Origin of the sequence: Acinetobacter sp. ABJ_C4_1 (genome assembly GCF_044538495.1) — a bacterium.
GTDB classification, from domain to species: domain Bacteria; phylum Pseudomonadota; class Gammaproteobacteria; order Pseudomonadales; family Moraxellaceae; genus Acinetobacter; species Acinetobacter nosocomialis_A.
The window spans coordinates 1-14,987 of the sequence record NZ_JBIUCQ010000017.1 but is presented as its reverse complement, the minus strand read 5'-3'; the positions used below and the strand labels follow the sequence as shown (position 1 = coordinate 14,987).

At 39.6% G+C, this 14,987-nt stretch carries 12 protein-coding genes; 6 read left to right on the top strand and 6 right to left on the bottom strand.

From position 1 onward, the window contains the following. Window positions 1-150: 150 nt before the first annotated feature. Window positions 151-1,491, top strand: coding sequence for an aspartate aminotransferase family protein (locus tag ACIF8R_RS16340; protein WP_396481967.1), 1,341 nt, complete (start codon window positions 151-153; stop codon window positions 1,489-1,491). A 148-nt stretch (window positions 1,492-1,639) separates the two neighbouring features. Here ACIF8R_RS16340 and ACIF8R_RS16335 read toward each other — a convergent pair whose 3' ends face one another. The 3 genes from ACIF8R_RS16335 to ACIF8R_RS16325 form a co-directional block, all read right to left on the bottom strand. Beyond that, window positions 1,640-2,674 carry an AraC family transcriptional regulator gene (locus ACIF8R_RS16335; protein WP_396482033.1) on the bottom strand — a complete coding sequence of 345 codons (1,035 nt, stop codon included), beginning with the start codon at window positions 2,672-2,674 and terminating at the stop codon, window positions 1,640-1,642. Window positions 2,675-2,981: 307 nt separating this feature from the next. Beyond that, window positions 2,982-4,307 carry a haloacid dehalogenase-like hydrolase gene (locus ACIF8R_RS16330; protein WP_396481965.1) on the bottom strand — a complete coding sequence of 442 codons (1,326 nt, stop codon included), beginning with the start codon at window positions 4,305-4,307 and terminating at the stop codon, window positions 2,982-2,984. Window positions 4,308-4,381: 74 nt separating this feature from the next. Further along, complete coding sequence (locus tag ACIF8R_RS16325; RefSeq protein WP_068614093.1) at window positions 4,382-5,383, bottom strand: phosphotransferase enzyme family protein; 1,002 nt, start codon at window positions 5,381-5,383, stop codon at window positions 4,382-4,384. 181 nt (window positions 5,384-5,564) lie between these two features. Between ACIF8R_RS16325 and eat the strand changes: the two genes are divergently transcribed. The 3 genes from eat to ACIF8R_RS16310 all read left to right on the top strand — a co-directional run bounded on the left by eat (window position 5,565) and on the right by ACIF8R_RS16310 (window position 8,970). After that, a complete protein-coding gene (gene eat / locus ACIF8R_RS16320; RefSeq protein ID WP_069122716.1) occupies window positions 5,565-6,980 on the top strand; it encodes an ethanolamine permease in 1,416 nt (471 codons plus the stop codon). A 340-nt stretch (window positions 6,981-7,320) separates the two neighbouring features. After that, the gene (locus ACIF8R_RS16315; protein WP_396481962.1) at window positions 7,321-8,385 is read left to right on the top strand and encodes a catalase family peroxidase; all 1,065 of its coding nucleotides are present in this window, start codon (window positions 7,321-7,323) and stop codon (window positions 8,383-8,385) included. A 12-nt stretch (window positions 8,386-8,397) separates the two neighbouring features. After that, window positions 8,398-8,970 carry a cytochrome b gene (locus ACIF8R_RS16310; RefSeq protein WP_396481960.1) on the top strand — a complete coding sequence of 191 codons (573 nt, stop codon included), beginning with the start codon at window positions 8,398-8,400 and terminating at the stop codon, window positions 8,968-8,970. Window positions 8,971-9,142: 172 nt separating this feature from the next. On the opposite strand, the gene ACIF8R_RS16305 is transcribed toward ACIF8R_RS16310, so the two are convergent. After that, window positions 9,143-10,054 (bottom strand): LysR substrate-binding domain-containing protein, encoded by a 912-nt coding sequence (locus tag ACIF8R_RS16305; RefSeq protein ID WP_396481958.1) that lies wholly within the window; start codon window positions 10,052-10,054, stop codon window positions 9,143-9,145. 98 nt (window positions 10,055-10,152) lie between these two features. Between ACIF8R_RS16305 and ACIF8R_RS16300 the strand changes: the two genes are divergently transcribed. Continuing rightward, entirely contained in the window at window positions 10,153-10,749 is a 597-nt protein-coding gene (locus ACIF8R_RS16300) for an NAD(P)H-dependent oxidoreductase (protein WP_396481956.1), read from the top strand. A gap of 55 nt (window positions 10,750-10,804) precedes the next feature. Here the strand turns inward: ACIF8R_RS16300 and pobR are convergent, their stop codons facing one another. Continuing rightward, window positions 10,805-11,620, bottom strand: coding sequence for an IclR family transcriptional regulator PobR (gene pobR, locus ACIF8R_RS16295; RefSeq protein WP_396481954.1), 816 nt, complete (start codon window positions 11,618-11,620; stop codon window positions 10,805-10,807). A 141-nt stretch (window positions 11,621-11,761) separates the two neighbouring features. Between pobR and pobA the strand changes: the two genes are divergently transcribed. Then, the gene (pobA, locus tag ACIF8R_RS16290; RefSeq protein WP_396481952.1) at window positions 11,762-12,976 is read left to right on the top strand and encodes a 4-hydroxybenzoate 3-monooxygenase; all 1,215 of its coding nucleotides are present in this window, start codon (window positions 11,762-11,764) and stop codon (window positions 12,974-12,976) included. A gap of 148 nt (window positions 12,977-13,124) precedes the next feature. Here pobA and alr read toward each other — a convergent pair whose 3' ends face one another. Further along, entirely contained in the window at window positions 13,125-14,417 is a 1,293-nt protein-coding gene (alr, locus tag ACIF8R_RS16285) for an alanine racemase (protein ID WP_396481950.1), read from the bottom strand. Between the last annotated feature and the right edge of the window lie 570 nt (window positions 14,418-14,987).

Here is a 14,987-nt window from a genome sequence, read left to right as displayed (position 1 = left end):
GGTCTGAGGTCAAGTTTTTTTAAAGATACTTCAGCAATATGGTTTGCGTAACTTCAATCAAATACTGAAATATTTCGAATCAGCGTATGAGTTGCCTACGTCACATCGTCTCGCGCAAAAGTATGCTGAATATAAATAGAGGAGTCATTCATGGGTACGCGTTCAACCATTATGGATACCAATAGCTTTCGTCCAGAACATGCTGCTGAGCTGGACCATGCTACCCGCAAACTGACCGATAAAAGAAATAAAATTTTAGGTGAATCCTATCGCTTGTTTTATCGTAATCCCGTGCATCTGGTGAAAGGACAGGGGCAATATTTATGGGATGCAGCAGGTCATCAATATCTAGATGTTTACAACAATGTTGCCAGCATTGGTCATTGTCACCCTGCGGTGATTGAAGCGGTAAATGAGCAAATGAAAATGCTCAATACGCATACCCGTTATTTACATGAAAATATTTTGGATTATACCGAAGAACTCTTACAAACCACTCCCGATGAAATTGACCGTGCCATGTATATGTGTACAGGTTCTGAAGCGAATGATTTAGCGATTCGTATTGCACGTGAATATAGCGGTGGTACAGGAATTATTGTGTCTCAAGAGTCATATCATGGAACCAGTAGTTTAACCTCAGGATGCTCTCCAGCGCTTGGAACTGAGCAGCCTTTAGATGCTACAACTCGTCTAGTTCCAGCACCTGATTATTATCGGGTTCAAACTGATGATTTGGGCACATGGTTTGCGCAGCAGATTCAACAGCAAATTGACGATATGAATGCAAAAGGGATCAAGTTTGCAGGTTTTTTAGCGGACTCAATATTCTCTTCTGACGGTGTGATGCCTAATCCAGTTGGGTTCTTACAAAAAGCGGTTGATGTCGTGCATGCCAATGGCGGTATTTTTATTGCTGACGAAGTACAACCGGGTTTTGCGCGCACTGGCGATTCTTTCTGGGGCTTTGGTCGTCACAATGTTGTGCCTGATATTATTACCACAGGTAAACCAATGGGTAATGGAGTTCCAGTGTCAGGGCTTTTAGCCAAGAGTGAAGTCCTTGCTGCTTTTAGCGATAAAATTCCATATTTTAATACCTTTGGTGGTAATCCTGTTTCTATGGCAGCGGCACAGGCTGTACTTAAAGTCATTCAGGAAGAAGAATTGCAAACCCATAGTAAATATGTGGGAGGGCTACTTCTCAAAGAACTCACTAAACTTATGGACAAACACGAGATGGTCGGTGATGTCCGTGGCGCTGGTTTGTTTATAGGGTTTGAACTGGTTAAAGATAGAGCCACAAAAGAGCCGAATAAAGCATTGGCTTTGAACCTTATTGAAGAGCTTAGAAATACTCATCGAGTTTTGACATCAGTTGCAGGTCCTTATGGCAATGTATTAAAACTGCGCCCACCTTTGGCTTTCCAAATAAAAGATATCGATTGGTTAGTTGGCGCTTTGGATCAAGCCTTAACAAAATTAAAGTAAGACCTTCTATAAAAAATACCCTTCAAACTGGATGTTAAATCTAATTTGAGGGGTATTTTGTTGTGTAATTATCTTATGTGTCTTTAGACGTTATCTCGAACTTAAATAATAAAAAGGCCTTTATTTAAAGGCCTGTATTTACGATGTTTTAGTGTCTTAATTGACGTGGTGTAACACCAAACCAGCGCTTAAATGCACGAGATAAAGCACTTACTTCTGAGTAACCTAATAAGAATGCCATTTCTGAAATTGGAATATTTTTCTGTTTAATATAATGCTCGGCCAACTCACAACGAACCTGATCGACTAAATGGGTGAAGGTGAGTCCTTCATTTTTTAAACGGCGGGTAAGGGTGCAACTGGTTAAACCAATATCATGCGCGATTTTTTCAAGATTTGGTTCACCTTCACTCAGTTCAAGTTGGATGTGAGAGCGCACCTGATCTGCAAGACTTTGACTTGGTGAAGAACGATTGAGTAATAGCAGCGTATCTAAAATCACTGTTAATAAAATAGAATCGCGGCCCGGCATAGTATGTTGGACGTCTTTTTTTGAAATGAGGATGGAGTTAAAAGGTTGATCAAAATAAACAGGCGCGTTAAATAATTTGCTGTGTTCTTGCCAGAATTCAGGTCGAGTATGCTCAAAGTGAATCGCGCGTGGTGAATAATGAGGACCCATCACTTCACGAATCACATTCATAAACATACCCATGGTGAGTTCTGCATCTTGGCGTCGAGTTAAAATCGCGCCGTGCTGAACCTGATAATCTATGCGCCAGCTATCTCCTAAATCTACCATTCGATTAAGGGTATCTTTCTGATGCAAATAAAAGTTATTGGTCATGTTCATGAGTGCAGACTCTAATGTGTTTGAACAAAGACCAATGTACCCAATGAGCCCTAATGATTTCGGTTGAAACTGTTGACCATAGTGCAGGCCAAAATTATCACAACCAGAAACCAGCGCTGCCTGTTCTAGCACCTTGCAATAATTGGGGAGTTGTAAGCTTAGAGTTGGGCTAATTAAAAGTTCAGGATTAATACCACTAATACCTAAAACGCGATCAACATCTGCACCTTTTTGACGAATAAACTCGCTTAATCCAGAGGCAGCTGCAGACAATACACCTTGATTACACATATTTGAATCGACAAGATGAGCTGGGTTGAGATGTAACATGTCAAGTCTCATGATATTTATTCCTACTATTCTTATATTAAGCAAAAGCCATACCAGTTTTTGCTTGCGTCCATGATTTTGTTTTATTAAAAGCTTTTATAAAATAATGACTTATGTGTTGCTGTTTTAAGTTTCAGTCTTGATTCTTTAAGAACAGATCAAGAGTTGTATTTAACGTTGGGTAGCGAACTAAAAGAAGGCAGAAAATGCATTAGAGATAGGCAAACAGGGTAGAACTAAAACAAGAAATTAAGCGGCTTCTCATGCATACAACATGTATTGTAGGCATGAGAAAATAAGTGAAATACTAATTTTTTGTAGTTTTCGCTGTTTGCGTACCATAACTTAAACTGGCCATTGAAGGTCTAAATTGACCTGTATTGGCATCGCGGCCCTGTAGTAAAAACTTAGTATTGGTTTGACCATAACTCTGCACAGCCTGCTGAGAAAACTTTCCAATATCAGAACTCGGACTGCGCAATCGATTAATAATTAGAACCTTCTGAGTCGCTGCAAAATCTTGCATCATATTTTGATCGCCTTCACTGTCACCGGCGATAAAAATTGGCCCGTAACCATATTTAGAGACTAAAAAACGCTGGATGGTTGCGGTTTTGCCTTTACCTTGAGTTTGCGCATAGCCATGACGAAACTCAGGTAAAATTCGATTTTGTGCATCACGTTCTAGCTCCATGGCGTAGGCATTTTTTTCATTAATGTTATAGCCGATCTCTGGATTAGAAATAATTTCCTTAATCACATCAATAAAAGATGCCGAGCAGACATAGACATCAATGCCATTGTCCTGAAAGGCCTTAAATAGATTTTGCATTTCACGGTATGGTCTTAAACCATTTTCCCAAGTGGTTTTCACAACGCCTGCTTGGCCCGAAAGTACTGCGGGAGAGGTCCATGTCACGGGTCCAATCGGTTGCTGCATTTGCCAAGCCACTGTTGCTTTTACCAAATTACGGACTTCTTGTTCGGTAAGCCCAGTAAATAAATAAGTGACCCACGGATATGCAACTTCATGATCAAAGGTGTCTCCAATTGCCGCATATAGATATCTCATTTTAGTAATGAAATCGAGATAATGCGGATCTTGTTTAATTTGATCCAGACTTTGCTTGCCTTTTAGACCGCTATAGTGGTGATAAAGCCATGTGTAGCTGGCAATAATATCTGGGGCAATTTTATCAATATTGACGGCTTGGCCTTGCTGGTTGTTGTAGGCTGCTTCAAAGTTTTGCGAGCTAATTCCTTTACGAATAATCTGATTAAGCTGCTCTGGCGTGACATTAAATGCTAAATGTTCAAGCTGATAAATTAAAGTTGCTTCTTCGATGTCTAAAAATACCGAGGTATTGTCAAAGTCAGTGACAATATAGGGACGCTTGTCAGGATTGTAGTTTGGGCTATCTTTTCCATAGGTAGCAATTAATTGATTCAGCTGGTCAAAGTTAAAAGCGTCCCATTGACCTTTTTGGATATATTCCTTTTTGGGAATAGCGACTGCGGGAGATGTATTTTGTACAGGGTTGTAGTTACATGCGCTTAGAGCAATCATGCTTGCCAGACTACTGGTGAGTAATAGTGCTTTGGCAACTTTGCTCAGTTGATGGGTAGCTTGCATAAACCCTTCCTTTAAACTCTATAAAATTTAAAAACTAAAAATTGAAAATGAAGAAAAGCGATCTAAATCACTTTTCAAATTCCGACAGGCATTTGTCCGTTTAGATATTTTTTACAGAGACGCACAGTTTCATTGGACCATTGATCTCCAAGACTTTGAGCCATTTCTGTTTGTGCGTGAGAACCATTCCAAGCCATCATTTGAATGCGGCGTTGCATGATAAAAGTCGGGATCATTTCATATTCTTCAGACTGAATATGACCTACGCGCTCGTAGCCTTTTAACCAGTAATCAACCCAATGAGGCGCATTTGCATAATGTTCATTGAAGCTAATCGCAGCGGCGAGATCATGCATAAACCAGCTCATTCCGCAGTCGTCAAAGTCGATCACGCCGATACGTTCTTGTTGTAGTAAGAGATTAGTTAAACGCAAATCAGCATGAATCAGGCCATAGCGTTCCTGAGTTTTGCCAAAGAAATTTAAATCTTTCGCAATTTGTGCAATGGCTTCTTCAATTACGCCGTGATCTTGTGGTCTTAAATGAGGTGCATTTTTCCAGTTTCCCCAGTGACCATCTGCACCAACCATGGTTTCATGGTTCCACACAATACGTTGAAAGTTTTCAGGCGCTTGCCATGTCTTACTATGTACGTGCAACTTTGCGGTAATTTGTCCTAATTGCTCAAATGCAGTGGGGTCAACTTCAACGGTTGGCATGTCGCCCTCAACCCAGTTAAAAAGAACTGCATACCGATAAATATCATTCGATAGTTTCAAGGTAATGACGCGTTCACCCGATTGATCTGCAATCGCAACAGGGACTTGAATACCGCTGGCATTTAAAGCATCTAACCATTCAAGCTCACTTTGTATATCGAGTTTGCTGTGGTAGTTCGGACGGTGAATTCGAAGTGCATATCGGGCAGACCCAGTCGAAACTTGATAGGTTGCATTTTCAGACTGACACAGTAGTTTGACCTGTCCTTGATAGTCTGATGGATACTGCTTAATTGCTTGTTCTGCCAGTATTTGTAATTGAACTTGGCTTAAAAATTCATTTTGTTCTACAGACATAACCCATCTCCTCAATTTAATTTTTAAACACGTTTCGTGTTGAGATGCCGTCGATCTTATAAAAGAAAAAATGAATCAACTTGACTTCAAGTGGTCGGGGAGATGTTTTGCTGTCAAGTTTTATGAATATCTTTTGCGCAACTATTGGTGGTGTAAATTTGGTCGATAAGGCAATACGACAATGAAAGAATCTGAATTAAGCGTGGATGTTGGTGCTTTACAACAGGACGCAGAGTATTTTGCAAAACGTCAGTTAAAAAAGGGGGCAGTAGGTTGGTTACTTTTAGTGGGGCTGGGTGTCTCTTACGTCATTTCGGGTGACTTTGCAGGTTGGAATTTTGGGCTGGCACAAGGCGGCTGGGGAGGACTCTTTATTGCAACAGTCATCGTCGCTTTTATGTATCTTTGCATGAGCTTTGTGATGTCTGAGATGTCAACCATGTTGCCCACTGCTGGCGGTGGCTATAGTTTTGCCCGTGTTGCATTTGGTCCTTTTGGTGGATACCTCACAGGGACTGCGATTTTAATTGAATATGCAATTGCACCTGCCGCTATTGCCGTATTTATTGGGTCATATTGCCAATCACTCTTTGGAATTGGCGGCTGGGCGGTTTATTTAATTTGCTATTTGGTTTTTATGGGCATTCATCTGAAAGGTGCAGGTGAAGCGCTTAAAATCATGTTTGGAATTACCGCCGTTGCTTGTATTGCACTGGTCGTATTTATCGTCGCGATGCTTCCACATTTTGACAGTGCGCGCTTATTTGATATTCCAGTCAGTTCTCATGCAGGTGCGAGTAGCTTTTTACCGTTTGGCTATATGGGAATATGGGCCGCAGTACCTTATGCCATCTGGTTTTTTCTTGCAGTTGAAGGGGTACCCCTGGCAGCCGAAGAAGCAAAAGATCCAGTACGTTCATTGCCACGTGGCTTGATTGGTTCAATGTTGATATTGGCATCGTTTGCACTTTTAATTTTATTTTTAGGAGCAGGCGCAGCGGGTTCAAATGCTTTAAAAAATTCGGGAGCACCTTTAGTTGATGCACTCATTGCGGTATATGGTCAGCACACATGGTTGGCAAGCTTTGTTAACTTTGTAGGTCTTGCGGGTCTTGTCGCAAGTTTCTTCTCAATTATTTATGCCTATTCACGCCAGATCTTTGCATTGTCACGTGCAGGATATTTACCAAAAAACTTATCGCTTACCAATGAAAATAAAGCGCCATATTGGGCCATTATCATTCCGGGCATTATTGGCTTTTTACTGTCTTTAACAGGTGAGGGGGACTTACTCATTTTAATGGCAGTATTCGGTGCAACAATCTCTTATGTGTTGATGATGCTCTCACATATTAAATTACGTTTGTCTCGCCCTGAATTACCACGCCCATATAAAACGCCTGGAGGAATATGGACGTCTTGTATCGCTTTGATTCTTGCCGCCGTTGCTGTAGTGGCAGGGTTAATGGTGAATCCAAAAGTTTGGTTATTAGCCGCGCTGATTTATGTCGGATTTATACTCTATTACTTGTTATATAGCCGTCATCATTTGGTGAAAGGCACGCCTGAACAAGAGTTCGCTATGATTGATGACTGAGTTTGATTGCAATAAAAATAAAGAGGCTTCGGCCTCTTTTTTAGCTTTTATAAGTTATATCTGGCCCATGTAATCAATTATTTTCGCCAGTAAAAGGATCACCTCGCTTTATTTATCTCTATTCAAATGTTAATAAACTTAATACTAACCTCACGGTACGTAACTTATATAGCCAGAAATAAATATTATATTAAGGCTTATCACTATTAGATTCAGAAATTTCGGGATTTTATTTACTTAGCTAATCTTGAACATAATTCCATCAATATAAGTAATACTCTTTTTATAGGATCAAACTTTTCTTTATAAATGCAGCTATATAATTTACACAGGATGAAGAATGAATAATTTGAATTTTAAAACTCTAAAGAAGTACTGGCTGCGATTCGTGGGTATTGCTGTAATCGCAGGCGCTTTAGTATTGGCATTTGCTTGGACCGCTGGTCTATTTGGACATCGAACAACATCCAAAACTTTTTTGGGTGACACATTAAAAAACTTTGATCCCGGATATCGACGTGCACACGGTAAAGGTATTTGTTTTGATGGCACTTACCATAGTAATGGTGCGGCAGTAGCACTTTCTAAAGCTACTGTATTTGCTAAGTCTGATATACCAGCAATTGGCCGATTTTCTATTGGAAGCGGTAATCCGCATGCGGCAGATAATTCTACCGCAACAGTGAGTATGGCTTTATTACTTTCTCCAGCCGATCATTCGCAGTGGCGCATGAAATTAAACAACTTTCCTTATTTCCCGACGCGAAATGCTGAAGGTTTTTTGGCGCAGCAAAAAGCATTTAAACCGGTTCCGTCTACTGGTAAACCTGATCCAGCCCTTGTTGAGGCGTTTTTAAAAGAATATCCCGAAGCGCGTAAATCTATTGAGCAAAAGGCAAAAATGCCATTAACCGGTAGTTTTAGCGGTGCAGAATTTTATGTTGTAAATGCCTTTATATTGCGGGCCGCCAATGGACAAGAACAGCCAGTCCGTTGGTCTATGCGTCCTCATTCAAAATTTATTAGTCTGACCAAAGAACAACGTGATCAAGCTGATCATGATTTCTTATTTAAAGACATCAAAAAACGTTTGGCTGAAGGACCGCTCTATTGGGATTTAGTTTTGCAACTTGCCGAGCCAGAAGACCCAGTGAATGACCCATCTCAGCCTTGGCCAAAAGACCGTAAAGAAGTTATAGCCGGAACATTAGAAGTCAAAAATGTGACTGATCAGGTAAATGGCGCTTGTCGTGATATTAACTTTGATCCAACTTTGGTGCCACCGGGAATTGAGTTGTCAGATGATCCAGTACTCGCAGCACGAGCGGCTATCTATTCACAGTCTTACAATGCCCGATTACGTGAAATTGGATTTGGCAAAGCAACGGATGCTGTGGGCAAATAGGAGAGCTGAACAATGCAAAATAAATCTAACGATAATGCTCCACGTCATTTTAATTTAACTGCTCGAATACTGCATTGGCTTATGGCGGCAGCAATTTTAGCTATGCTATTTATTGGGGTAGGAATGACCACCTCAATGACTTGGCGTCCATGGTTAATCGATATTCACCGTCCTTTAGGAATCGCAATCTTACTATTGGTCATCATAAGATTAATAAATCGACTCTGTTATCCAATTCCACCTTTGCCGCCGACTGTACCGCGCTGGCAAGCGTTTCTTGCTCATGCATCACATTGGCTACTTTATATTTTGATGTTTATTTTGCCATTGCTCGGATGGGCAACGCTATCAGCAGGTAATTGGCCTGTCACTTTATTTCCGGGTTGGGACCTTCCACCTATAGCACCAACCAACTCTACGCTTTACGCTTGGTTCCGTACATTACATGGAATTTTGGCTTGGCTATTATTTGCTGTCGTTATTGGTCATTTATCTGCTGCATTATTACATGCATGGATTTATCGCGATGGCGTATTTTCGAGTATGGCTTTGGGGCCTTCTTCTAAAAAAGAGAAAGCTGATTAGTTTGTTTGAAAGTTTTCGATTGAACGATGAGTAAACTCTATTGAGCTACATCTTTGGATGTGGCTTTTTTCTAAAAAAAATATTGAGTTTGATCTATATACATTATGACATTCGCAAAGCAAGCATGGCTGCACAAAAAGGCCATGTTCAAGTGGACGAGGCCTCTTTTATTTTAAGCTTGTTTGCTCAGTTCAGACGGTAAATGCTGCGCCAAATAATCAATTGCAAGACGGGTTTTGAGTGGCATAAAAGGCAGCGCAGGCCATACCAAATGAATCGGAAAAGCAATGCTCGACATGGTTTCTAACACTTGTATAAGCTTTCCTTCATGCAATTCATTTTGAATGAGCCAATCTGGTAACCACGCAATACCAGCTCCAGCAAGCGCTGCATTTTTAATAGCTTGTAAGTCATTCAAAAGAAGTTTTGCTTTAGGTTTAATAAATAAAGGCTCGCTATTTTCCTTTTGAAGTCGCCATTTTTGCATTTGACCAAAATGCGGGTCGGCAATCGTGGCGTGATGGTCTAAGTCCTCAATATGTTCTAGGGGACCTGCTTTATTTAAATAGTCAGGTGAGGCACAAAGTAGCATTCGATGTTCGCCAATCGGTTTGGCAACGAGCTGAGTGGTGTCAGACAATGCCCCGATTCTTATACACAAATCAAAACCTTCTTCGACCAAGTCGACAGTCCGATCATTAAATGAAATTTCTAACTGTAAGTCCGCATGCTGTTGAGCAAATTTAACCATGAGCGGGGCAGCAAAGAGTTGCCCGAATAGCACTGGCACAGACATTCGCAAACGGCCTGTTGCGTTAATTTTCCTTTGGTCTAATAAAGCCGCCGCATTTTGTATTTCACTTAACGCTCGACGGCTATGTTCATAAAACAAAGCGCCTTCGTCAGTCATGCTGAGCGAACGTGTTGTTCTTTTAAATAAAGCAACACCAAGCTGATCTTCAAGTCGAGCAATATTTTTACTTATGGCTGAACGAGTTAAATGTAATTGCTCGGCAGCTTTCATAAAACTTCCAGCTTCGACCACAGTCACAAATATAGAAATTGCACTGAGTTCATGTTGCATGATTGTTGCCTAAAAGGAACCAATGATAAGAAATAATATCACCACTGTTGAATTTATTGTGGAGTTAATATGGCTTCATCAAAAACGTGGAGACAGTCATGGCTAAAATATTGGTATTAAAATCCAGCATTATGGGTGAGGGTTCACAAACTAATCGCCTAATTGATGTAATGCTTGAACATCGAAAAGACCAAGGTTTGCAAGATGACATTACCATACGCAATTTAGCTGAAATGAACCTGCCAGTATTAGATCTGGAAATTTTCCAAGCGCTTCGTGGGGCTGAAAATAACAAACCAGACATTAAACAAATCGTTGCTTTGTCTGATGAGTTAATTGCTGAATTAAAAAATGCTGATTTACTCGTGATTGGTGCACCCATGTACAACTTAAATGTACCGACTCAACTCAAAAACTGGTTTGATTTAGTGGCACGAGCAAGACAAACATTCCGCTACACAGAAACTTATCCTCAAGGTTTGGTTGAAGGGGTAAAAGCGGTGGTGGTAAGTAGTCGGGGCGGTATTCATGTCGGCCAAGAAACTGAGGCAGTCACGCCTTATCTCAAAGCGGTGTTAGGGCTAATGGGTATTCATGACGTCGATTTTATTTATGCAGAAGGCTTAGACATGCAGGCTTATCGCAGCAATGCATTAGATCTGGCAAGTCAGCAAGTTAAAGAATCCGCTATTTAAAATTATGGTTGAAACTCTTGCAGCTCTAATTGATCACAAGAGTTTCTAAGTCCATTTAAATCACATTTCTGAGTTCATTTGCCGTGTTGCGTAGCAGTGGCAAAATTTGCTGAATCAAATAATCTTCTTGTACACGGTTGGTTTGAGACATGCAGTTAAGCGCAGCAATGGCTTGACCTTGGGCGTTAAATACGGGCACTGCAATCGCAATTACGCCAAGCTCATGTTCTTCTTTGGAAAGACAATAATCCGATAATGAAATACCCTTAAGCACTTCAAAAAACTTTGACTCATCTACTATGGTAAAAGGCGTTAAGCGTTTTAAACCGTAATTTTTTACCCACGTATGTTGGGCTTCTTCAGGTAGTGCTGCCAACAATACTTTACCTGTGGAAGTGGCATGGGCAGGCAGTCGGTTTCCCAAATGCATACCATAAGGGCTAACACGCAAATTATCTTGCTGTGGTAAATAACTACGGGCAATCGGCACCACTTCGTTATCGTCCAGAACCACAATTGAAAAAGTAAGTGATGTCTGCGCACACAAAAGATTTAAAAATGACTGAGCAACTTTAGGCAGGTGGGCAGAGCTTAAATAAGAACTCGAAAAGCGCAGCACGCGATGAGTGAGCCAAAAGTAATGTTCATCGGTTTCTAAATAGCCTAAGTATTTTAAAGTTTTTAGATAACGCCTTGCCGCGGTACGACTAATACCGGTTCGCTCAGCCACTTGAGTGACATTGAGCCGTTGCCGATCTGTTCCAAAAGCTTCCAGTAAAGCCAAGCCTTTTGCTAATCCTGCAATGTAGTCATCTTGACGTATTTTCTCATGCGAGTTCGGGTGCTCTAGAAAAGCATCGAGAGAAGGCATCCATTCATTCCTGTTATTTTGATCGTTTCTGTCCGCTATTCGGACAAACTAAATGATAAACGGTTATTTTCGTCTTGGATACATAGTGAACAAAACTTAAAGCCAGTAATTTAAAAGTCAGGATGAAACAAGGATGAAGTTATGGATATTTTAAAGACACAGGTTGCAATTATTGGTTCTGGACCAGCAGGGTTATTGCTTGGGCAACTTCTATATAAAGCTGGCATCGATCATATTATTGTTGAGCAACGCAGTGCTGAATATGTGGCTTCACGGATTCGTGCAGGAATTTTAGAGCAAGTTTCGGTCGATTTACTGAAACAAGCAGGCGTTGACCAAAACTTAAAAGAAAGAGGATTACCACATTCGGGCATCGAAATCTTGACCAATGGTGAGTTACATCGGGTTGATTTGGCTGCACTCACGGGTGGAAAACAAGTGACCGTATATGGTCAAACCGAAGTCACCAAAGATTTAATGACTGCACGTGAAGCGGAGCAGCTCAAGTCATTTTATGAAGCTCAAAATGTACAAGTAAAAGATTTTTACACTTCACCAAAAGTTGAGTTTGAGTACCAAGGTAAAGCCTTTCAAATTCAGTGTGACTTTATTGCTGGTTGTGATGGCTACCATGGCGTATGTCGTGCCAGCGTGCCTCAAGATAAAATTAAGACCTTTGAAAAAGTTTATCCGTTTGGTTGGTTAGGGGTGTTGGCCGATGTGCCACCTGTAGCCGATGAACTCATTTACGTACAATCAGAACGTGGATTTGCTTTATGCAGTATGCGTTCAGAGACACGTAGCCGTTATTATTTACAAGTCCCTTTAACAGATCACGTCGAAGACTGGTCGGATGAAAAATTTTGGGATGAGTTAAAAAAACGCCTAGACCCCGAAAGCCGTGAAAAGTTAGTGACAGGACCTTCTATTGAGAAAAGTATTGCGCCGTTACGTAGCTTTGTGACCGAGCCAATGCGTTTCGGAAAACTATTTTTAGCAGGTGATGCTGCGCATATTGTTCCACCGACTGGAGCAAAAGGGCTAAATCTCGCGGCTTCTGATATTGCTTATTTATCAAGTGCACTTATTGAATATTATGCCGAAGGTTCCGAACAAGGTATAAATGAATACTCTGAAAAATGCCTACAACGCGTATGGAAAGCAGAGCGTTTTTCTTGGTGGATGACTCATTTATTGCATCGTTTTGAAACTGAAAGTGAGTTCGATCACAAGATTAAACAAGCCGAGTTGAGTTATGTACTGGGTTCAATTGCAGGTAAAACCACATTGGCTGAAAATTATGTCGGTTTGCCTTATGAAATTAAGCAAATTGATAGTTTTAAGCATGCAAGCTAAAGACTAAATAAAAATAAAAAGGGCATGAAAATGCTCTTTTTTTATATAAGAATTTAAGTAGGGTGTAATAGATTAAGAGATATGGTCATACTAAAAGTAGCCCCGATACTTTTTGAAATATAGGGCTACTTATTAATTCACCTAAAGTTTACTCAGTGGTTGCTGTAACTTGATGATTACTGATTTGCGTTGATTGCTGAGATTGAATAGGTTTAATCACTTGTGGATTAGAGTTACTCCATGGAGTATAGGCCTCTGTCAAAATATGGCCTGTAAGACTCGTTAAATCACTAGATTGAACCTCAGCATTGCCTTGACGTCCAAATAATACAACTTCATCGCCCGCTTTGGCTTCTGGAATATCTGTTACATCAACCATAACAGTATTCATTGATACTCGACCAACCACTGGCGCTTTTTGTCCATTGACTAAGACAAAAGCTTTATTACTAAAACTACGACGGTAGCCATCCGAATAACCTACAGGCAAGTTTGCGAGTTTAGAATCACGTGTCAACGTATAAGTTTGGTCATAACCTACAGTTGAACCTTTAAGGTAATTATTAATTGCAGCAATTTGTGTTTTAAATGCCATCATGCGTTTAAATTCAGGGTGATTAGGAAAATCTCCATAAATAATTGCGCCTGCACGGACCATATCTAAATGTGATTCAGGAACATTTACGGTAGCAAATGAATTTGCCGTATGTAATGTTAATTCTTTACGATTCAGTTTGGCTTTTTTAATCAACCATGCTGTTTGTTCATTAAATTGAGCTAGGCGCTCACGAACATATTTTTCATCTTCTACAGCATAATGGGTCATAATGCCGTCAATTTTAAGATTTGGAAGCTTAGTGATTGCAACAGCTTGTTCTTTACCTTGAGCTGTAGACATTTCAAGACCATTACGATCCATACCACCCGAATTTAAAGCCAAGCTATAATGTACAGTTGTATTGTTCGCTTCTGCCCATTTAGAGATACGGGCAGCCTGATCATAATTCCCCAAAAGCTCTTCGATATTTAACGCATGTGCATTGATGATTTCACTATCAGTTGCTGTACGTAAACGTGTAATTTTGCCTTTATAGCCATGCTTACGCACCATCGCCGCTTCTGCATTACTGGTAATACCAATACACGATACGTTTAACTTCATCACACTCGGCATAAGTAGGTCAATACTATGGCCGTATGCATTTGCTTTCATGACTACACAAAGTTGTGTTTTGCCATTAAGTAATTGATTTGTCCTTTTAATATTATCTTCAAAAGCTTGAGTGTCAACTTCAATCCATGCATTTGCTGTAGGTGCAGGGCTGACTTCATTTGTGATATGAGACGTGAGTAAAGGTGCAGCATGGGCAAATTGCATAGAACCGAATAATACCAATGCACAGCTATAAGCGAGATGCGAAAAATTTGTTTTAAGTTTCATGAGTTTTTTAATCTTTCCTGGCTGAATATGAGTTAACGCTGGGTGGATTTTTATGGTTAAGTACAGAGATATAATTGATTTAAAATGTCACACGATTTGATCGAAATAATACTTTCTCCTTAAAATATTATAGGCAGTGTTAAGTAAAATTTAATTTTGCTTAAACTGTATTCATAAAATACAAATATGATTTTAAATAATCTTAATTAAATCTAAATATACATTTATGAAAAAACAAGAAGAAAAATTGCTATATTTTTTTGAATGTTATTTTTTTAATCTAATTATTAATGGTGTTTTTAATAAAATTTTTTAAAATATAACATTTGGTAAATAATTAACTTTATTATCACAAGAGGTTTTTTTATTTTTATTATCTATTGGGTGGTATTTTTTTATCATTCGGTAAAATATAAAAAATAAATGGTGAAAAATATCCTTAACTTTATTTTATGGCATGCAAAATATTAAAATTATTATATTTATCATATGTTTATGTTTGTTTATTAAAATTATTTAGAAATTTTTGGTTATACCGTGACAAATTTTTAAGCATCAAATGTCATATTT